This is a genomic window from Serratia sp. HNCC26DJ244 (genome assembly GCF_057180565.1).
The window spans coordinates 42,554-63,112 of record NZ_JBXUGO010000015.1; the positions used below are offsets into that span (position 1 = coordinate 42,554).

The 20,559-nt window shown below is 50.0% G+C and carries 14 protein-coding genes and 3 tRNA genes; 8 read left to right on the forward strand and 9 right to left on the reverse strand.

What is annotated here, in order from left to right; translation table 11 throughout:
* Positions 1-72: 72 nt before the first annotated feature.
* The 3 genes from AC2A06_RS12900 to AC2A06_RS12910 all read right to left on the reverse strand — a co-directional run bounded on the left by AC2A06_RS12900 (position 73) and on the right by AC2A06_RS12910 (position 437).
* Positions 73-149, reverse strand: a tRNA-Met gene (locus AC2A06_RS12900).
* Between the two features lie 68 nt (positions 150-217).
* Positions 218-294 (reverse strand) — tRNA-Met (locus tag AC2A06_RS12905).
* 66 nt (positions 295-360) lie between these two features.
* Positions 361-437 (reverse strand) — tRNA-Met (locus AC2A06_RS12910).
* Between the two features lie 328 nt (positions 438-765).
* Here AC2A06_RS12910 and mltA point away from each other — a divergent pair.
* Entirely contained in the window at positions 766-1,917 is a 1,152-nt protein-coding gene (mltA, locus tag AC2A06_RS12915; protein WP_484380555.1) for a murein transglycosylase A, read from the forward strand.
* An 83-nt stretch (positions 1,918-2,000) separates the two neighbouring features.
* Positions 2,001-2,822: a tRNA cyclic N6-threonylcarbamoyladenosine(37) synthase TcdA gene (gene tcdA, locus AC2A06_RS12920; protein ID WP_484380556.1), complete on the forward strand. Its 822-nt coding sequence runs from the start codon at positions 2,001-2,003 to the stop codon at positions 2,820-2,822.
* On the opposite strand, the gene csdE is transcribed toward tcdA, so the two are convergent.
* Both csdE and csdA read right to left on the reverse strand, forming a co-directional pair.
* The gene (gene csdE / locus AC2A06_RS12925) at positions 2,798-3,247 is read right to left on the reverse strand and encodes a cysteine desulfurase sulfur acceptor subunit CsdE (RefSeq protein ID WP_484380557.1); all 450 of its coding nucleotides are present in this window, start codon (positions 3,245-3,247) and stop codon (positions 2,798-2,800) included. The genes tcdA and csdE overlap by 25 nt on opposite strands.
* Before the next feature lie 35 nt (positions 3,248-3,282).
* Entirely contained in the window at positions 3,283-4,488 is a 1,206-nt protein-coding gene (csdA, locus tag AC2A06_RS12930; RefSeq protein ID WP_484380558.1) for a cysteine desulfurase CsdA, read from the reverse strand.
* 746 nt (positions 4,489-5,234) lie between these two features.
* On the opposite strand from csdA, the gene AC2A06_RS12935 reads away from it, so the two are divergent.
* The 3 genes from AC2A06_RS12935 (at position 5,235) to rlmM (ending at position 7,713) form a co-directional block, all read left to right on the forward strand.
* On the forward strand, positions 5,235-6,149 hold the full coding sequence (locus AC2A06_RS12935; protein WP_023489600.1) for a transcriptional regulator GcvA: 915 nt from the start codon (positions 5,235-5,237) through the stop codon (positions 6,147-6,149).
* A 72-nt stretch (positions 6,150-6,221) separates the two neighbouring features.
* A complete protein-coding gene (locus AC2A06_RS12940) occupies positions 6,222-6,617 on the forward strand; it encodes a DUF423 domain-containing protein (RefSeq protein ID WP_152554914.1) in 396 nt (131 codons plus the stop codon).
* The gene (gene rlmM / locus AC2A06_RS12945; RefSeq protein WP_484380559.1) at positions 6,610-7,713 is read left to right on the forward strand and encodes a 23S rRNA (cytidine(2498)-2'-O)-methyltransferase RlmM; all 1,104 of its coding nucleotides are present in this window, start codon (positions 6,610-6,612) and stop codon (positions 7,711-7,713) included. The genes AC2A06_RS12940 and rlmM overlap by 8 nt, the downstream gene beginning before the upstream one ends.
* 65 nt (positions 7,714-7,778) lie before the next feature.
* Here rlmM and xni read toward each other — a convergent pair whose 3' ends face one another.
* The 3 genes from xni to queF form a co-directional block, all read right to left on the reverse strand.
* The gene (xni, locus tag AC2A06_RS12950) at positions 7,779-8,537 is read right to left on the reverse strand and encodes a flap endonuclease Xni (RefSeq protein WP_484380560.1); all 759 of its coding nucleotides are present in this window, start codon (positions 8,535-8,537) and stop codon (positions 7,779-7,781) included.
* Positions 8,538-8,649: 112 nt separating this feature from the next.
* Complete coding sequence (gene ppnN, locus AC2A06_RS12955) at positions 8,650-10,014, reverse strand: nucleotide 5'-monophosphate nucleosidase PpnN (protein ID WP_037384957.1); 1,365 nt, start codon at positions 10,012-10,014, stop codon at positions 8,650-8,652.
* Positions 10,015-10,216: 202 nt separating this feature from the next.
* Positions 10,217-11,062 (reverse strand): NADPH-dependent 7-cyano-7-deazaguanine reductase QueF, encoded by an 846-nt coding sequence (gene queF, locus AC2A06_RS12960; protein WP_484380561.1) that lies wholly within the window; start codon positions 11,060-11,062, stop codon positions 10,217-10,219.
* Between the two features lie 63 nt (positions 11,063-11,125).
* Here queF and syd point away from each other — a divergent pair, with 63 nt between their 5' ends.
* Positions 11,126-11,680 carry a SecY-interacting protein gene (syd, locus tag AC2A06_RS12965; protein ID WP_484380562.1) on the forward strand — a complete coding sequence of 185 codons (555 nt, stop codon included), beginning with the start codon at positions 11,126-11,128 and terminating at the stop codon, positions 11,678-11,680.
* 816 nt (positions 11,681-12,496) lie between these two features.
* On the opposite strand, the gene AC2A06_RS12970 is transcribed toward syd, so the two are convergent.
* On the reverse strand, positions 12,497-13,750 hold the full coding sequence (locus AC2A06_RS12970) for an MFS transporter (RefSeq protein ID WP_484380563.1): 1,254 nt from the start codon (positions 13,748-13,750) through the stop codon (positions 12,497-12,499).
* A 136-nt stretch (positions 13,751-13,886) separates the two neighbouring features.
* Between AC2A06_RS12970 and AC2A06_RS12975 the strand changes: the two genes are divergently transcribed.
* Positions 13,887-14,213 (forward strand): YqcC family protein, encoded by a 327-nt coding sequence (locus tag AC2A06_RS12975; protein ID WP_023491883.1) that lies wholly within the window; start codon positions 13,887-13,889, stop codon positions 14,211-14,213.
* A 307-nt stretch (positions 14,214-14,520) separates the two neighbouring features.
* Positions 14,521-20,535 carry an alpha-2-macroglobulin family protein gene (locus tag AC2A06_RS12980; protein ID WP_484380564.1) on the forward strand — a complete coding sequence of 2,005 codons (6,015 nt, stop codon included), beginning with the start codon at positions 14,521-14,523 and terminating at the stop codon, positions 20,533-20,535.
* Positions 20,536-20,559 lie beyond the last annotated feature (24 nt).

Genomic DNA, 20,559 nt, shown 5'->3' on the forward strand with positions numbered 1-20,559 from the left:
TATCAAGGGGGAAGATAAATGATAGACACAAAAAAAACACCCGTTAAGGTGCTTGCTTGTACCACTCAAGATTGGTTGCGGAGGCCGGATTTGAACCGACGACCTTCGGGTTATGAGCCCGACGAGCTACCAGGCTGCTCCACCCCGCGTCCGTCTTGATGCTGATATTATCACTACAACATTACTATGGTTAACAACAAGTTGTTAGACAGTAAGTTGGTTGCGGAGGCCGGATTTGAACCGACGACCTTCGGGTTATGAGCCCGACGAGCTACCAGGCTGCTCCACCCCGCGTCCGTATAATACCTGTTTTTTCATCGAATCCAATCTTTTATCTGTAATTATTACCACAGTATTGATTGGTTGCGGAGGCCGGATTTGAACCGACGACCTTCGGGTTATGAGCCCGACGAGCTACCAGGCTGCTCCACCCCGCGTCCGATGGATGCGCACTATACTCTCCGCACACTTTGTTGCAAACTCTTTTTACAGATAATTCATCGAAAGCTATCTTTGTGCTGAATTAGTCCACAAATTGTCTTTTTTTTCGCCATTAACATTTGGCGGGAAATTTTTAGCGCGAGAGATTCCTTTATTAATAGCTGTTTGTTATCGTTCAGCCAGTTTTTCGGTGTGTTGCACGTCGCGGCGTAGTGATTAGCCAGTCTGCCGCGAAGCAAGCTCCAGAGGGAGCTAGGGCCGCCAACCGCGCTACACGAGAATGGTGACGGGTAGAAAGCAGATCAGTCTGAGAGAGCGAATATAATGAAAGAACGTTGGTGTAAGTACCTGCTGGGTGGGTTAGTGATTGCAGCACTGGCTGGTTGTTCGTCAAAGCCAACTGATCGTGGGCAACAGTATAAAGATGGCCATCTGGATCAATCGCTAGAGCTAGAGAGCCAGCCTAATGCCAGGGGGGTGCCGATCAACGGTAATGATTACTCTGTGCAACTGACAAAGATTCAATCTTCGGCCCCTTCGCTGTTTACCCGTAATAACGCGACCTATCAAGCGGTACAAAACTGGATGGCGGCGGGGGCGGACCCGAAAAAACTGAATCAATTTGGTTTGAACGCCTATCAGATGGGAGGCGTCGATAACTATGGTAACGTGCAGTTTACCGGTTATTATACCCCGGTGGTGCAGGCACGCCGTACCCAGCAAGGGGAGTTTCGTTATCCGTTATATCGTATGCCATCCAACGGTAAACGCCGGTTGCCTGATCGTGCAGCGATCTACTCCGGTGCCCTTGATCCTCGTTATATCATCGCTTACAGCAACTCGCTGATGGATAACTTTATGATGGAGGTTCAGGGCAGCGGTTATGTTGATTTTGGCGATGGTCAACCATTAGTATTCTTTGGTTATTCCGGTAAAAATGGTCATGCTTATCGTAGCATTGGTAAGGTGTTGATTGACCGTGGGGAGGTGGCCAAAGCCGATATGTCGATGCAGGCCATTCGTCAGTGGGCCGATGCACACAGTGAAGCGGAAGTACGTCAACTTTTAGAGCAGAACCCATCATTCGTCTTTTTCCACCCCGAGGTGTTTGCACCGGTGAGAGGCGCGAGTGCCGTCCCCTTGGTGGCCAAAGCCTCTGTCGCTTCTGACCGTTCGTTGATCCCGGCTGGGACAACACTGTTGGCAGAAGTGCCGTTACTGGACAATAAAGGGAAATTCACCGGGAAATATGAAATGCGCTTGATGGTCGCTCTGGATGTCGGTGGCGCTATTAAAGGGCAGCACTTTGATATGTATCAGGGGATTGGCCCAGAAGCGGGGCATTCCGCGGGTTACTACAACCACTATGGTCGCGTATGGGTGTTGAAAGGTACTGACGGTGGTGCTGCGCAATTCAATGCTTACCAGCCTACCACGGCATCGAGCTCGAACGGTTCCTCGTTAATTACCCGCTGAAGTAGCGGTAGTATTGCTTTTGACCCGCCAGGGCCGGATTTCCCGGCCCTGGCTATTTTGAGATATTAAGGTAATAAAACCCAATGACTACACCCTATTCAGCCGCCTATTTGCAGCGTTTTGGCGGCATAGCCCGTTTATATGGTCAATCTGCCCTTGCCCTGTTTGCACAGGCTCATATCTGTGTAATCGGTATCGGTGGGGTCGGTTCATGGGCAGCAGAAGCGCTGGCAAGAACGGGTATCGGTGCCATTACCTTGATCGATATGGACGATGTTTGTGTCACCAATACCAACCGTCAGATCCACGCTTTGCGTCAGCATGTTGGGCAGTCAAAAACTGAGGTGATGGCGCAGCGCATTCTGGCCATCAATCCGGAATGTCGGGTGACTTGCATAGATGATTTCATTACACCCGATAATGTGGCGCAACTGTTGAATCATAATTTCAGCTATGTCATTGATGCGATTGACAGTGTGCGACCCAAAGCTGCGTTACTGGCCTATTGCCGCCGTTTCAAAATACCGGTTGTGACCACCGGGGGAGCAGGGGGGCAGATTGATCCAACACGCATCGAAGTCACTGATTTAGCCAAAACTATTCAGGATCCGCTGGCGGCCAAGCTGCGTGAAAGATTGAAAAGTGACTTTAATGTGGTGAAAAACAGTAAAGGGAAGCTGGGGATTGATTGTGTCTTTTCCAGTGAACCGTTGGTTTACCCACAGCCAGATGGTTCTGTGTGCCCTTCGCGCAGTAGTGCCACCGGGCCAAAACGCATGGATTGCAACGCAGGTTTTGGCGCAGCAACCATGGTTACCGCTACCTTTGGCTTTGTTGCCACCTCCCATGCCTTGAAGAAGATGCTGGCAAAAGCGGCGCGTCAGGCACCGTCCGTAGAAATATAGCCCGTAGCGATGGTGTTTACTCTGGCGGCCAAAGCTGCCAGGCCGCTGGCACGAGTGGCACTGAGTTGGTCACGTAGTGACAGCTGGTCAAACAAACTAAGTGGGTCGCAGGCTAATAGCTGTTGTGGCGTTTTGCCCTCCACTGTAGTGAGTAAGATTGCCAGTAGACCACGGACAATACGGCCTTCACTGTCACCATAGAAATGCAATGTGCCATCTGCCAGTAATTGGTGCCCTAACCAGACGCGATTTTCACAACCACTCAGTTCAATATCCGCTTGTCGCAGCCCTTCAGCCAACGGTGGCAGTTGCTTTGCGAGCAGGATCAATTGGCGATAACGATCTTCCCACAGTTTCAAGGTGCTGAATTTTTCTATCAGTGCTTGGGCGGTAATGTCACGACCAAAGGGATGAGCGGTTAGCATGGGCTCTCTCATAGTTGGGTATAGAATTGGCAATCTTATTCTGCCAACAGTGCGACGGCATTGGTCAATGCTTGTATCAGGGCATCAACATCCTGCGGGGTATTGTAAGGTGCAAATGAGGCTCTCAGTGTTCCATTGATACCTAATGCCGCCATCAGCGGCTGGGCACAATGTTGACCTGCACGCACGGCGATACCTTGTTCGGCCAATAAAGTGACGATATCACTGTGGTGGATCCCGCTGATATCAAATGCCAGCAGGCTGGAGCCGGAGCAGCGGAAACTACGGAACCCAGGTAACGCCTGTAGCCGTTGTTCAGCACTTTGTGCTAAAGCACAACTATATTGTTCAGCGCCAACACGATCCTGCGTATCAAGCCAGTCAAGTGCCGCGCCCAGCCCGAGGACTCCCGCAATATTGGGGGTGCCAGCCTCAAAACAGTGTGGTGGTTTCTGTGGTGAGAAACCAGTGAATGAAGCGTGGGTCAGCATTTTCCCCCCGCCTTGCCAGGGTTTCATTTGTGCCAGCAGGGCGCTTTTGCCATATAACGCACCAATGCCCGTGGGGCCATACAATTTATGGCCTGAGAAGGCGTAGAAGTCGATATCCAACTGTTGTACATCGGTAGGACCATGCACAATGCCTTGTGCACCATCGACCATCACCACTGCGTTAACCGCATGAGCCAACTTGATGGCCAAAGCCAGGTCTGGGCAGCCACCCGTCACATTGGACATTTGCCCCAGCGCCAGAATGCGGGTTTTCTCACTCAGCAGGTGGGGTAATTGCGTTAAATCGGGGAGACGATCTTTCCCCAGGGGGAGTTTCACTACCTGAGCACCGGTTTGCTCCGCCACCATCAGCCATGGGATCAAATTAGCATGATGCTCTGCTTCACTGACCAGGATCTGGTCACCGGCTTGCAAACGCGGACGGGCATAACTCTGTGCAACCAGATTGATCGCTTCGGTTGTCCCGCGTACCCAGACAATATCGTCTGCGCTAGGGGCGTTAACCAGCGTTGCCACTTGTTGACGCACATGTTCAAACCGCAAGGTCAGGTCCTGTGCCGCTCGGTGCTGGCTGCGGTGCACTGTGGCTGCATCTTCACTGTAGAACTGCTGTGTCGTATCAACGACGGCCTGTGGCTTCAGCGCGGTAGCAGCACTGTCGAGGTAAATTCCCGCCTGTTTGATGGCAGGAAATTGGCTGCGGAAAAGGATGGGATCGAAAGGCTTCATAAATGGGTCATCGCTGCTTCACCAAAAAAGGATCCTGACCTATTTTTTCCGTTGAGACAAGTTCTCTGATAGCGCTATTGATGCCAATTGAGGGGGGTTACAGGTAAAAAAAAGCACCGCTAAAGTGGCGGTGCTACATAAATCACTATGGACAGACAGGGTTAATGTACAGAAGTGAAAATAGTAAATAATGACCATATCCGGGATACCGGACAAATTGCAAACACAACATCACCACCACAGAGCCAAAAGTTCATCGGTGTCCTCGACACCCAATTCCTTTCCGTTCCGGCTCGGTAAGTGCAGCTACTATAGGTATTTACTGGCCCCGGCTCAATGGACAATTTATAATGTCTCGGATTAAAAAAACTAATGGCAATGACTGCGTTATACTCCTCATCATTTTGGGGATTATGGCTTGAATGGCAACGGGATAACCATACCTCTTATACTTCAAGTTGCTTGGGTGTTGGCTGTGCTACGAGGTCCATCCGTGGACCTCGCCCCTTACGGGGCCGCCGCTAGCGGCGTTCAAATCTGCTCCAGGCAGATTTGTCGTTCACCCCAGTCACATAGTTATCTATGATCCTGGGGATTCTCTTAGTTGCCGCCTACACGCAACTCGAATTCTTTTGGGTATAAGCGCTGCTTTATGCAGCCTGAACCGATTATGCGAACCGATACGGATAACTGTAATATGATAAATATCGCTATGCCCAAGGGATTTCAGGCACGGGGGGCAATGCATGTCTAAGCGCTTGCCCCCTCTTAACGCATTACGGGTTTTTGATGCCGCGGCTCGCCATTTGAGTTTTACCAAGGCGGCAGAAGAGCTGTTTGTGACACAGGCAGCGGTCAGCCATCAGATTAAGTCGCTGGAGGATTTCCTGGGTCTCAAGTTGTTTCGGCGGCGTAACCGCTCGCTATTGCTGACAGAAGAAGGCCAAAGTTACTATCTTGATATTAAAGAAATCTTCTCTGCGATTAATGATGCGACACGTAAACTTCAGGCACGCAGTGCCAAGGGCGCGTTAACCGTCAGTCTACCGCCCAGTTTTGCTATTCAGTGGCTGGTGCCACGGCTTTCTGGTTTTAACTCCGCCTACCCGGGGATTGATGTGCGTATACAGGCGGTTGATCGTGAAGAAGATAAATTGGCCGATGATGTCGATGTGGCGATCTTTTATGGTCGTGGCAACTGGCCGGGAGTGCGAGCAGAGCGTTTGTATGCAGAATATCTGTTACCCGTCTGTTCTCCTGCGCTGCTGATGGGCGAGCACGCACTGAAAGTGCCAGGTGACTTGGCTTACCATACGCTTCTGCACGATACTTCCCGTCGCGACTGGTTGGCTTATACCCGCCAATTGGGGTTACTGCAGATTAATGTGCAACAGGGGCCGATTTTCAGTCACAGCGCCATGGTGGTTCAGGCTGCCGTGCATGGTCAAGGCGTTGCGCTGGTCAATAATGTGATGGCACAAACCGAGATTGAGGCGGGGCGTTTGGTTTGTCCGTTTAACGAAGTACTGGTGAGTAAAAACGCTTTTTATCTGGTATGCCATGACAGCCAGGCAGAACTGGGTAAAATAGCCGCTTTTCGCCAATGGATCCTGGCGCGAGCAGCCAGTGAGCAAGAGAAGTTTCGTTTTCGCTATGACTGATATCCTCAGTCTTCGGCTACACCCGACCCCTTTATCAGTCGCGGTGGAGTAACTTTAATTAAGGTGAATAACGTGAGTTATCGTTCTATGCTGATTTTTGCTGCTATCAGCGGTTTTGTCTTCGTTGCGCTGGGGGCCTTTGGCGCCCATGTTTTGAGCGGTAAGCTAGAGGTTAATGAGATGGCCTGGATCCATACCGGGCTTGAGTATCAGGGGTTTCATACCTTAGCGATCCTGGCGTTGGCTGTTGCTATGCAGCGCCAATTCAGCCGATGGTTTGCTTGGAGCGGGGCATTGCTGGCATTGGGTACGGTGCTGTTTAGCGGGAGTTTGTATGCTCTGGCGTTGTCACCGCTGAAAATTTGGGTTTATATCACCCCCGTTGGTGGGATGTGTTTCCTCATTGGTTGGGTATTAATGTTGATTGGCGCTTTGCGTCTGAGAGAAAAGGCCGAGTGCCATGAATAAAATTGCGTTGTATTGTCGCCCCGGCTTTGAAAAAGAGTGTGCGGCAGAAATCACTGATAGAGCTGGGCAATTGGCGGTATTTGGTTTTGCCCGGGTGAAAGAAAATAGCGGTTATGTGCTGTTTGAATGTTATCAGCCGGAGGATGCTGATCGTCTGGCAAGAGAGCTCCCCTTCCGTGAGCTGATCTTTGCCCGCCAGATGCTGGTGGTGGGCGAGTTATTACGTCATTTGCCGCCAGAAGATCGTGTCTCCCCCATTGTTGGCATGTTAATGGGGGTGGTTGAGCGTGCAGGGGAGTTACGAGTAGAGGTGCCGGACACCAACGAAAGTAAAGAGTTGATGAAGTTCTGCCGCAAATTGACCGTACCACTGCGAGCCGCCATGCGTGAGCAGAAGGTGATGATGGCGCGTGAGAACCCAAGCCGCCCGGTGGTACATGTGTTTTTTATTGCCCCTGGCTGCTGTTATGCGGGTTATTCCTACAGTAACAACAACTCTCCGTTCTATATGGGGATCCCTCGGCTAAAATTCCCCTCTGATGCACCCAGCCGTTCTACGTTAAAGCTGGAAGAAGCTTTTCATGTTTTCATCCCAGCGGATGAATGGGATGAGCGCTTGGCCAGTGGGATGTATGCCGTCGATTTGGGGGCTTGCCCTGGTGGTTGGACTTATCAATTGGTCAAGCGCAGCATGATGGTCCACGCGGTGGATAATGGGATGATGGCGCAAAGTCTGATGGATAGCGGGCAGGTGACTCATCACCGTGCGGATGGTTTTAGATTTGAACCTACCACCAGCAAAAATTATTGGTTGGTGTGTGATATGGTTGAGAAGCCAGCAAAAGTCACCAACCTGGTGATTCAATGGCTGGTTAATGGTTGGTGTCGAGAAGCGATTTTTAACCTGAAGTTGCCAATGAAGAAACGCTACGAAGTGGTTGCAGATAATTTACGGGCCATTCGTGAAGCCATGGCCGCCGCTGATATCAGCGCCGAAGTCAATGCCAAACAGTTGTACCATGACCGTGAAGAGGTCACCGTTCATATACGCCGTATGTGGTCAGCGGTTCCGGGGCGCCGCGACGAGCGTGATTAATCCACTAGCCTCTCCATCATGTCAATTGCCGTGACCCCCACGGTAGTTGACGGATAGATAGGCGCTTAGTGTGTTGGTAAACGCAGTTGCTGTAGGTTGCCTTCCAGTGTCAGGTCGGTACGCAAAGTGGCGGCCTGTTTACTGATATACGCCAGTTCCCGGTGTTGTTGCAGTTTGCTGCGCCATTTTTCTGGTACCTGATCCAGATGTTGGTAGAGGTCATCCAGCCCGGTGATTTGTTGTAACAGCAGCGCGGCGGTTTTGGGCCCGATACCAGCAACCCCCGGGATTTTACTGCTGCTTATTCCTGCCAACCCCCAATAGTCCGGCAACTGCTGTGGTAACACACCAAATTCCTGCTGTACAAATGGCATATCCAGCCAACGCTTCTGGAAGTAGTCGCGGATTTGCACATTAGGTGCCAGTAGTTGGCAGTAGCCTTTATCGGTAGAGACGATGGTCACCTGATAACCATGACTGGCGACTTTTGCTGCCAGTGTCGCCGCCAGATCGTCTGCTTCATTGCCAGGGGAGTGCCAACCAGCGACCCCCAGTTGGTTAAATGCTTGATGCAGTAGCGGCATTTCCAGTTTCAGATTATCCGGCATTGGGGAACGCCCCGCTTTGTAATCAGGCAGGATCTGGTGGCGCCAGCTTTGGCTGCGATCATCGGCGTCAAACACCGCCACCGCATGAGTGGGCTGACTATGCTGAATCAACTGCTGTAGCGCATGCTGGCAGGTTTCGACGCAAGGTGAACCCTGCACCGCATGGATACGGCGGATTAAGTTCAGGGCATCGACAATCAGTAAATGTATCGTCATGGACTCGTCGTCTTTCAGATTGCGGCGTGGTTGCTGCTACGTCGTTATTTATCGCCATCGTGATTCAAGCTGCAGGGGGCTACAACTTGAATCAACGTGGCGGTGATGAGGATCAGGTTACGATTTCATAACAAGGCACATAAGCACTGCCAGGCAGTTTCATACGATGCTGCGCAACAAAGCCCTGCAACAGGCTGTCCATTTGCTGCATCATTTGCGGTTCACCATGCAACTTGTAAGGGCCAAATTGCTCAATAGCGTGAATACCATTCTCTTTCACATTACCTGCTACGATGCCTGAGAAGGCACGACGTAGTGCCGCAGCCAGTTGCTCTGCAGGTTGATTAGGATACAGGTTGAGATTAGCCATATTTTCATGGGTTGGCTCGAACGGGCGCTGTAAATCTGGAGCAATGCGAATAGACCAGTTAAAACTGTAGGCATCTCCGCTATTGCGGCGGTTTTCTTTCACCAGCGGCATGGCTTTTTTCATCTGGCGGGCCACTTCTGCCGGATCATCAATGATGATTTGGTAATGGCGGCGGGCTTTATCACCCAGGGTATTGATGATGAATTCATCCAAGACACGGAAGTAATCGGCACTCTCTTTTGGCCCGGTGAGAATCAACGGTAACACTTGATCGCTGTTCTCTGGATTCATCAGAATGCCCAGTAGGTAAAGCAGTTCTTCCGCGGTACCAACCCCACCAGGGAAAATCACAATACCGTGCGCGATACGCACAAACGCTTCCAGGCGTTTTTCAATATCGGGCATGATCACCAGTTCATTCACCAACGGATTGGGCGGCTCAGCGGCAATAATGGAAGGCTCGGTCATGCCGATAAAGCGGCTGTTGCGATAGCGTTGCTGCGCATGACCGACAGCAGCCCCTTTCATGGGGGCCTCCATGGCTCCAGGCCCACAACCGGTACAGATATTCAGTTCGCGCAGCCCCAGTTGGCTACCCACTTTGCGGCCATAAAGATATTCATTTTCGTTGATCGAGTGCCCCCCCCAACAGACCACCAGGTTCGGGTCTTCATCGAGGTGAAGCGTGCGGGCATTACGTAATATGGAAAATACCAGATTGGTAATATGGATAGAGTCGTCCAGATTCAGATGACGGAAACGCTCCGCATTGACCAGTTGACCGTGTACGAACAGGATGTCACGCAGTACAGCAAACAGGTTGGCTTGTAATGAGCGGATTATCCGCCCATCGACAAAGGCCTCTTCTGGTGGATTGACCAGCTCCAGTTTTACGCCACGTTCTCGGCGTAGCACATTGATATCAAAATTTTTGTAGCGAGCTAACAACTGTTTACTGCTATCGGTCTGGCTACCTGAATTTAACACTGCCAGGGAACAGTTACGGAATAAACGATACAGATCGCTGCTGGCGGTATGCTTGAGCATGTCGACTTCCAACTGCGATAACAAATCCATAGAGCCAAGTGGGCTAATGTGTGTAATCAAGGTAACTCCTTTGCGCCGGTTATGGGCGATAGTATTGCGTACCGCAATCATAGCCATTGTTACTCAGGCTGCGGTGAAGGCCCTGCAACTTGAATAAATCTGGAGATAAAGAGCGGGCTTGCTTGCTTCAACCTTACCGTTGTCCCCGGATTTTTACCAATATAAACTGCTTGTTAGCTTAGATATTGCGCATTAACAGGCATTATTGACGGGCCAACCGGGCGCGTGCCGGTTCAAAGGCAACATTGCTGCGCCATGGGTTGATATCCAGGCCCCCTCGTCGGGTATAGCGAGCATAAACACTTAACTGTTCTGGTTGGCAAAAACGCAGTAGGTCGTTAAAGATACGTTCTACACATTGTTCATGAAATTCATTGTGATGTCGGAACGAAACCAGGTAGCGCAACAGCGCCTCGCGGTTGATCTGCGGCCCACGATAGCTGATTTGCACTGAGCCCCAGTCGGGTTGGTTGGTGATCAAACAGTTGGACTTTAACAGATGGCTGACCAGGGTTTCCTCAACCGTTGCTGATGTGGTGGCACCTTGCAGATAATTGGCATTGAACTCATAACTGTCGATAAAGATATCCTGCTGATCGAGACATTCTCCTGCCAATCGGCCGATGGGCGCGCCTTCTAATTGCTCAACCCGGTATAGCTCAACATTGACATCCCCTTGCGCACAGGCAGCAAGGTCGCGTTGCAAGGTAGTACACACCGTTTGCCAGTCAGGGAACGGGGTTTGGTTAAAGCTATTGAGATAGAGCTTGAAACTTTTGGATTCGATCAAATTAACACTATCGGCACTTAGGCTGATTTCACCCACGGCCACTTGGGGTAATCCCTTGGCATTCAGCCAGGAAAGCTCATAGAGCGTCCAGATATCCGCACCATGAAATGGCAGGCTTTCAGGATAAAGCCCTAACGGTTCACGATTCATGCTGCGGGGAACCGCCTGTAACAGTGTCGGATCGTAATGGTCGCAGTAATCCGTGGGTTTACCCAGAGTTAATGCCGACAAAGCCTGATGCATTTTTGAAGAAGACATGAGCTGTCACCTTGATGTTAGAGAGGTACAATGGCGGCCAGTTTATCGTATGTGAGAAAAATTATGGACTATCACCATGAGGTAGCGCACGCATTGGGTGAATTTACTCAGCGCTATGTTGATTATTGGCAGCAGCAGCGTGGTCATGCTCCTGCAAGTGAGGAGCTGTATGGTGTGGCCTCCCCTTGTATTGTCGAAAATCGCGGGGATACCGTATTGTGGCGGCCGCAACCTTTTATCCCAGCAGCCAGTTTGGTTAAGGTCGAACAGGCGCTGGAAATACAGTTGTGCCCGGAGATTCATACTTTTTATACTCAACAATATGCGGGTGACATGAGCGCCATGTTGGGGGAACAGGCGCTTACACTGCTCCAAGTGTGGAGTGAGGATGATTTTATCCGCCTGCAGGAAAATCTGATTGGCCATTTGGTGACGCAAAAGCGCCTTAAACTATCACCTACTTTATTTTTGGCGACGACAGAATCGGATATGGCCATGGTATCGCTGTGTAATGTCAGTGGTCATGTGGTGCTGGAACAGTTTGGTAGTACAAAACAGACATTACTCGCTGATTCACTCGGTCACTTCCTGGGTGCTTTACAGCCGACCTTGGGATAGCGCTTGGTTATTATCGCCACAGCGTGTGAGATATATCTTACAAAACCTGTAAGAGATCGCTTTTAATTTTTTTATTCCCATGGTTTTTTTTAGGGTTATTTTCATTAAAATCAATTTATTAGGTTTATCTTGAAATGAATATTGGATAAAACTCGTTGTAATCCATCCTACATGACCTTGTAGCCGGGAGAGAATTAAGCGATCTTATACGCATCGGACAGGAGTCTGTAGGAATAGAAAACATCAGGATGATGTCACTTCAGGAAGAAGAAAAGGATGCACTCAGGGAGAGTGAAAAGGAACAAGCTTCAGGATGACGCTTAGGATATTTCAGGGTTGAATTTAGGGACACCTCCGGGAAAGAGATTGAGTACCAGCACAGGAATGTTGGTGAGTCAGGAAGACCAAGGAACTTCATCAGGATGATGTCACTTCAGGAAGAAGAATTGGATACACTCAGGGAGAGTGACAAGGACAAGCTTCAGGAAGAGGTTTGGAATATTTCTGGAATGAAATCAAGGACACCTCCAGGAAGGAGAACGAGAGCCAGCACAGGAATGTTGGTGGGTCAGGAAGACTAAGGAACAGCGTCAGGATGATGTTATAGGAATTTAGCAAGGATTGTTTGGTCAGGATGGCCGAAGGAAAAGTTTTCAAGGATCGAGCAGGGAGCATACTTGTAGCGGGATAGCTATAAAACGAACCGGGGGCACTGCATTAGCAGTGCCCCCCTTTTCTTTTGGTGCGCATGGTGACTGGCCTATACCCAAGTTCAATCAAGATGCCGTCAGCTTGATTGACTGTGGGTATAAGGTGTTAACCAATGGCGCCTAATGAATCGCCGGAGCCTTGTTTTTTGGCTGACGGGTTCTTGGGTAACAGGAACAGCGTGGCGATAATATCTAATAGGTAAATACTCGCCAGCAGGCTGATAGCAGCAGTAAAGGAAACCTGTGTAACCAACGCGCCAATAACCAATGGCCCAAACCCACCAACACCCCGCCCCAGGTTAAACAGGACATTTTGTGCGGTAGCACGAGCCTGTACCGGATAAGTATCAGAAATTAACGCCCCGTAACCGCCAATCATGCCGTTAACAAAGACACCCATCAAGGCACCAGCGAACAGCATTAATGTAGGATCGCTAAGCTGCGCGTAGCAAATGACCATCACTGTTGCGCCGCTCTGATATATCACAAAAATGATCCAGCGCGGGAAACGGTCAGCCAGTATACCGAACAACCAGATACCAAAGGTCATCCCAATAACTGTCACCCCTGTCCAGATACCCGATTTGGTGAGTGAAAAGCCAAAGTTTTTAGACAGATAGGTAGGCATCCAAATCATTAAGCCGTAATAGCCAAAGTTTTGTACTGAACAAAGAATAAAGATCCCCAGACTGGCTTTGCCCGTGGTGCGATCTTTAAACAGGAGTTGTAAACGTTGAGTGAAAGATAGCTGTTGTTCGCTGGGTTGTTGTTGTACGAACGCCTCTGGTTCACCCATGGTGCGGCGGATAAAAAAGGAGACCAGGGCAGGCAGCAAACCCACCAGAAACATGCCACGCCAGCCAATATAGGGTAACAACAACGGGGTAAGGAACGCAGCGGCCAATACACCAAGTTGCCAACCCATACCCACATAGGCAGAGGCACGGTTGCGTTTTTCTGCAGGCCAGGCTTCGGCAATCAATGCCATACCAATACCAAATTCACCGCCGAGCCCTATGCCAGCCAAGGTGCGGTAAGCGAGAAGATCCCAGTAACCGACAGCAATAGCGCAAAGGCCGGTAAACAGCGAAAACATCAAAATGGTGATGGTTAATATACGGATACGACCAAAACGATCACTGAAATGGCCGAAAATTACACCACCAATCACTGCGCCTATCAGTGTCCAGGTAACCAGAGAACCGGCTTGTGATGAGGTAAGGCCCAGTTCAATGGAAATCACTGGGAGCATAAAGCCGAGTATCAGTAGATCGAAACCATCCATTGCATAACCGGTCACTGAAGCTAACATAGCTTTAGCAGGTGTGGCGTGATTCTTAGTGGGGGAAGTTGCGGGCATTTCTTTTATCATAATAGGTAGTTAGTTAGGTGCGCGTATTGTGCCGTGCCTTGGTGTTGTCCACCAGATAAAATTAGGGCGTCAGCGTTAAAATGCCTTGAGTCGATAATCAGGTCGAAATAACTTGGGATTACAGATGAGTCTACAAAATCAGGTTCGTTGCAGTTTGCAGGAGATTGAACAAGCCATGCGCGAGTTAGCATGGTGGCAGGAGATGCCACCCGCAGCGGAAGCCTTTGCCAGTATCGAACCTTTCTGTGTCGATAGCATGTTGGCTGAGGAGTGGTTGCAGTGGGTATTGTTACCTAGAATGAACGCATTGCTGGATGCCGATGCGCCTTTGCCAACCCGCTTTGCTATCACGCCTTATTTTGAACAGGCATGGCAGGACAAACAACCAGAGTGTTTGCCACTATTGGTGCTGCTGCAACGGCTGGATAACTTGCTGAATAAAGAGCCTTAGTGATAGTGATAGGTTTTTGCCCGTCAGCTTCGGCAAATTACAGCCACCATGCTGCCGAATAACCTCATCAATTTCCCAGCAGTTTGATTGACAGCAGGTATATGCGAAGCTGCACGCAATTTATGCGATATTAATGTTATTGAGTCTCCATCTTTCAATAAAAATGATGGATAATCCATCGCTTAGCAGTGTCGCTATGAGTGGTCAGGGAAAGAGCGTTATGAACAAAAAAGACCTATTCCCTCGCTTGAAGTGCGATGGGTAATAACATAACCGCAGGTATCAAGGATTCTAAGGTGCTGAGATAATGGATTTACTAAAGTTTCTCCTCCGTTTGCCTTTTACGTTGATAAAAGGCGTGTTTCGCTTGTTGGCGATAATCCTTGGCCTGTTGGGGCGGTTGTTCAAGCCGTTGGTGGGTAACCTGGCCTGGAGTGCACCTGGCTGGTGGACGGTATTTTCGGGTTGGGTTAAACGTGTTTTTTTGCGCCTGGAAACTGGGGTGGATAAACATCCGGGAACGATCAGCCTGATACTGCTGGTTTTATTATGTATCGCCGGTGGGGGTTACTACGGTTGGCACTGGTGGCAAAACCGGCCGCAGCCCATAGAGCCAGCCCCAATGGTCTATCAGGAAACCAGTGTCAGGGTTTCCGACCCTCAACCGATCAACTTTAGGGTGCAGAAAGCCGCACCACAGCAAGTAACGCTCACCTTTAAAAACTCGGTGGCTCCGTTAACTGATGCCGGTAAAGTGATCGATAAAGGGGTGAAAATCACGCCCGCTATTGAAGGGCAGTGGAAATGGGACAATGCCTGGACATTGGTTTTTACCTCCCAAAAACCATTGCCAATGGGGGGCAGCTACGAAATCAATCTTGACCCATCGGTGCTGTTGGCACCACAAATCAAGCTGGCTAATACGCGTTATACCTTTAATGTCCCTGCCTTTGATTATCAACTTGGTCAAGCAGAGTACTATCAGGATCCGCAAGATCCGCAAAAGCGTAGTGCAATCTTTAACGTCAAATTCAATGCCCCCGTCGATGTGGCCAGCTTTGAGAAACAGATAGCCATGGGGTTGGTTGAAGCTAACACCAAGTCTGAAAAACCGCTCAATTTCTCCGTGATCTACGATGAGAAGAAACTCAATGCCTGGATCCATTCGCAGCCTTTGATGGCACTGGATCATGGTGGCAAGGTGCATCTGGTATTAGGGTCAGGCATCAAGTCAGTGGTAGCGGCCAATAGTATTACAAAAACCAAGGAAAACTGGGTTGCTATCCCGACACTGTATAGTCTTGCGGTGAAAGAAGTCAGTGCTCAAGTGGTGAATAGTGATAGTACCAACAGCCAGCGTGCGTTGGTGGTTGCCTTTAGCGATGCCGTAAAAGACCAGGATGTTGGGCAAGCGGTTAAAGCCTGGTTACTGCCACAACATCACCCTGATGATTCCGAGGCCAGTCAAGATCCTGACGATTTTTATCATTGGTCTGAGGTCGGCGACATTGATAAGCGCATTCTGGCGCAATCGACAGCATTGGTTTTGACCTTGAATGAGGCGGAAGAGGTTTATCAACCGCAGTTTAGCTTCAAATTCGATGCTCCAGCTCACCGCTTTATGTTGATAGAGGTCACGAACCTGATGACCTCATCCGGTGGTTACAAAATGCCGGACAGGGTTTATCGCATTGTCGAGGTGCCGGATTACCCTAAGACCTTGCAGTTTATGTCCCAAGGTTCGCTGTTATCGGTTAATGGTGATAAACAAATCAGCGTAGCAGCGCGTAATGTGCAAGGTTTACGTCTGGATATTAAACGAGTGATCCCAAGTCAATTACAGCATATTGTCTCGTTTAAGAGCAGTGAGTACTCTTCGGCGCAGTTCAACCAGCTTAATGATGAATACTTTACTGAACATTTCAATTATCAAACCGTTATCAACAATGATAAACCGGGTGAAGTGAGTTATCAGGGGGTCGATCTTTCTCGTTACCTCTCCACCAATGCCGATTCTCACCGTGGGGTGTTCTTGCTGACCCTTTCCGAATGGCAACCAGAGAAGAAAAAAGCGCAGACGGCGGAAGAGGAGAGTGAACAGGATCAACTGGCCGGGGATGACTTGCCGAGTTCAGAGGAGCAGTCACCTGCCGCAGGGGATTCACGCTTTGTGGTGGTGACAGATCTGGGGATTATTGCCAAGCGTTCGCAAGATAAAACCCGTGATGTATTTGTGCAATCCATCAACACTGGGGCGCCGGTCAGTCATGCTGAGGTCTCGGTGATTGCCAAGAACGGTGTCACCTTGCTGAGTCAGGTGACTGATGCCAATGGGCATGTCCGTTTCCCAGCATTGGATGTGTATACCAATGAACGCCAACCAGTGATGTTCCTGGTGGAAAAAGAGGGGGATGTGTCGTTTTTACCCACCAGCAGTAATAATGACCGTGGGTTGGACTTTTCCCGTTTTGATATCGAGGGTGAAGAAACACCGGTTGATCCGCGTACTTTGAGCAGCTATCTCTTCTCTGATCGCGGAGTGTACCGGCCAGGGGATACGTTCAATATCGGTTTAATTACCCGAGCGGCAGACTGGAACATTGCCCTGACCGGGGTACCGGTACGGGCCGAGATCCGTGATCCGCGCGATAAACTGATGATGACCGTGCCATTAACCCTGAGCAGCAGTGGTTTCAATGAACTTAGCTATACCACCGATGAAAATGCGCCAACGGGCGAGTGGAATGTTTACTTATATCTAGTTGGTAAAAATAACGAGGCTTCCACTTTCTTGGGTCACACCTTGGTCAATGTGAAAGAGTTTGAGCCTGACCAGTTAAAGGTGAAGCTGACATTAACGCCGAATCGCCAGCAAGGCTGGGTTAAGCCTGCTGAATTACAGGCCAACATTGATGTACAGAATCTGTTTGGTACCCCGGCCCAGGATCGGCGTGTTACCTCCAAGCTGACCCTGCGGCCAATGTATCCGCGTTTTGAACAGTTCCCAGATTATACCTTCTATGAAAACCGCCAGAATAACGATGGTTTTGAAACCCAGTTGGAAGACCAGACTACCAACGAGCAAGGGGTAGCCACCATCCCATTGGGCTTGAAATCTTATGCGGATGCCACTTATCAACTGCAATTACTGTCAGAAGCCTTTGTGGCTGGCGGTGGGCGTTCAGTGACTGCCACAGCGCGGGTATTGGTTTCACCATATGATTATCTGGTCGGTGTGAAAGCTGACGGAGATTTGGGCTATATCAACCGGGGAGCCGCACGTCATCTGAACGTGATTGCCGTTGATCCTGCGCTGAAGCAAGTGGCGCTGCCTGACCTGAAATTGGTGTTGATTGAACAGAGATATATCTCCGTACTGACCAAACAGAACTCCGGTGTTTATAAATATCAGTCGAAGATGAAGGAGGTCCAGCTTTCAGAGCAACCACTGGCGTTGACGGAGCAGGGCAACGATATCACTTTGTCGACCGAGGCACCGGGTGATTTTGTGCTGGTGATTGAGGATGCACAAGGTAAGGTACTTAACCGTATCGCCTACAGTGTGGCGGGGAATGCCAATCTTAGCCGCTCATTGGATCGCAATGCGGAGCTGAAGCTGAAATTGAACCAGGGGGAATATAAACCGGGTGAAGAAGTTGAAGTTTCGATCAACGCACCTTATACCGGTAGTGGCTTGATTACGATTGAAAAAGACCGTGTTTATGCCTGGCAGTGGTTCCATACGGACACCACCAGTTCGGTGCAGAAAATATCTGTGCCGGCCGAGATGGAAGGTAACGGTTATATCAACGTGCAGTTTGTACGTGATGTGAATTCCAGTGAAATCTTTATGAGCCCGCTGAGTTATGGCGTTATGCCATTTAAAATCAGCACCAGTGGCCGTAAGAACAGCCTGCAAGTGTTGGCACCGGAGGTGATTAAACCGGGCGAAGACCTGACCATGACGGTAAAAACTGATGGTCCACAACAGGTAGCCCTGTTCGCTGTTGATGAAGGGATTTTGCAGGTGGCGCGTTATCGCCTGAAAGATCCATTGGAGTTCTTCTTCCGCAAGCGGCAACTGAGTGTTGAAAGCTCTCAGATCCTTGATTTGATCCTGCCGGAATTCAGCAAATTGATGTCGCTGTCGGCGGCTCCCGGTGGTGATGGGGGCGAAGGATTAGATCTCAACCTGAATCCGTTCAAACGTAAACGTGACAAGCCGGTGGCTTATTGGTCTGGTATTACCGAGGTAAATGGCGAGAAACAGTTCCATTACCCGGTACCGGATTACTTTAATGGCAAAATCCGCGTGATGGCGATTTCGGTTACGCCAAGTAAAATCGGTAATACGCAAACGTCCACTACTGTTCGTGATAATTTCATTATGACGCCGAATGTCCCTTCGATGGTGGCACCAGGGGACGAGTTTGATGTCAGCGTCGGGGTGAGCAATAACCTTGAGGGGGGCAATGGCACGCCAGTGGCGATTACGGTGCATTTGACACCGCCACCGCAATTGGAGGTAGTAGGTAATGCTGAGCAGAGCCTTTCTTTGGCAGCCAAGCGTGAGGGGGTAATCAACTTCCGCCTGCGAGCCAAAGCGGCATTGGGGGATGCCCCGTTGACGTTTGATGCCCGCTATGGCGATAAAACCAGCCGTCGCACTATCAGCACATCAGTCCGCCCAGCGATGCCATACCGTACACAATCGGTGATGGGACGGATGAATGGCAGTAGCCAGAATATTGATCACTTGCGGCAGATGTTTGATGCTTATGCACAGCGTAGTGCAGCGGTATCCCATTCACCATTGGTATTGAGCCATGGTTTGGCACAGTATTTGGCGGATTATCCTTATTACTGCTCTGAGCAGATCGTCAGTCGCTCGATCCCGTTGATCATGCAGAGCCAACATCCGGAAATGCAGAGCGGCCTGAGCGATGCTGAAGTCAGCCAACAATTGAAAAACCTGCTGGGTGTATTGCGTTCCCGTCAGAATGACCGGGGCGCCATTGGTGTTTGGCGTTCTTCACCAGAGACTGACCCATTTGTTACACCTTATGTGGTGCAGTATCTATTGGAAGCCAAAGCAGCGGGTTATGCATTGCCAGAAGGGATGCTGGAAGATGCTAATGGTGCATTACGTGAGTTGGCCGCCAGCGGTGATAGCGACCTTTATCACTTGCGTCTGCGTATCTGGGCGATTTATCTGCTGACTTTGCAGGGCGAACTCACTACCAACTCGTTGGCATCGGTACAGGCAACATTGCAGAAAATGTATCCAGATAGCTGGAAGACAGATTTGAGTGCCTTGTATCTGGCCTCCTCTTATCGGCTGTTAAAAATGGATGATGTTGCCAATACCTTGTTACAGCCAAGTTGGAAGCAATTGAGCAAGGCTTACGACAAAGGGTGGTGGACGCAGAATTATTTCGATCCGCTGGTGCAGGATGCTACACGCCTCTACCTGATTACCCGGCATTTCCCAGAAAAAATTTCTGAGATACCGCCGCAGGTACTGGAAAATATGGTCAAGGCGTTGCGAGAAGATCGCTATACCACTTATTCTTCGGCAATGAGTATCCTGGCGTTGGAAAGTTATTCTGCTCAGTTAGCAGCACAGGCAGCTTCTTCAACGGAGACATTAACCATCACCCAGACCGGTAAATCAGGGGCGGTGGATCCGCAAGTGATTTCCTCGGTCGTCGGGCTGTTTGCTAAAGGGCAGTTTAGCGCTGATGCTCAGGCTATCCGCTTCGCCAATGCCAGCGATGCTCCAGCCTGGTATGTGGTCACTCAGGCCGGCTATGACCTTGCCGCTCCGCAGAAAGCCATTACGCGCGGTTTAGAAATCACCCGTGATTACACCGATGAACAAGGCAAACCGGTTACTCAGGTGACCTTGGGGCAGAAGATTAACGTCCATCTGAAAGTCCGGGCAAACTCGAAACAAGGGCAGAATAACCTGGCAATTGTTGACCTGTTACCCGGTGGATTTGAAGTGGTACAACAAACCGCTCCAGAGCCTGCCAGCGATGAAGGTGAAGAGAGCGAGAGTACGCAAGGCGGCTGGCAGTCGCCGTTGGCAGCCACGGGTTCAACTTGGGCACCTGATTACAGCGATATCCGTGAAGATCGGGTGATTATCTATGGTAGTGCGACGACGGATATCCAAGAGTTTATCTACCAGATTAAAGCGACGAACACCGGTAGCTTTGTCATCCCACCTGCTTATGGTGAAGCGATGTATGACCGTGAAGTACAGGCAATGTCTGTTGGGAGCGGTAAACTGGTGGTAGTGCCTGCGGGAAGTGAGTGACAACCTGAGCCCCGTGGTTAACAC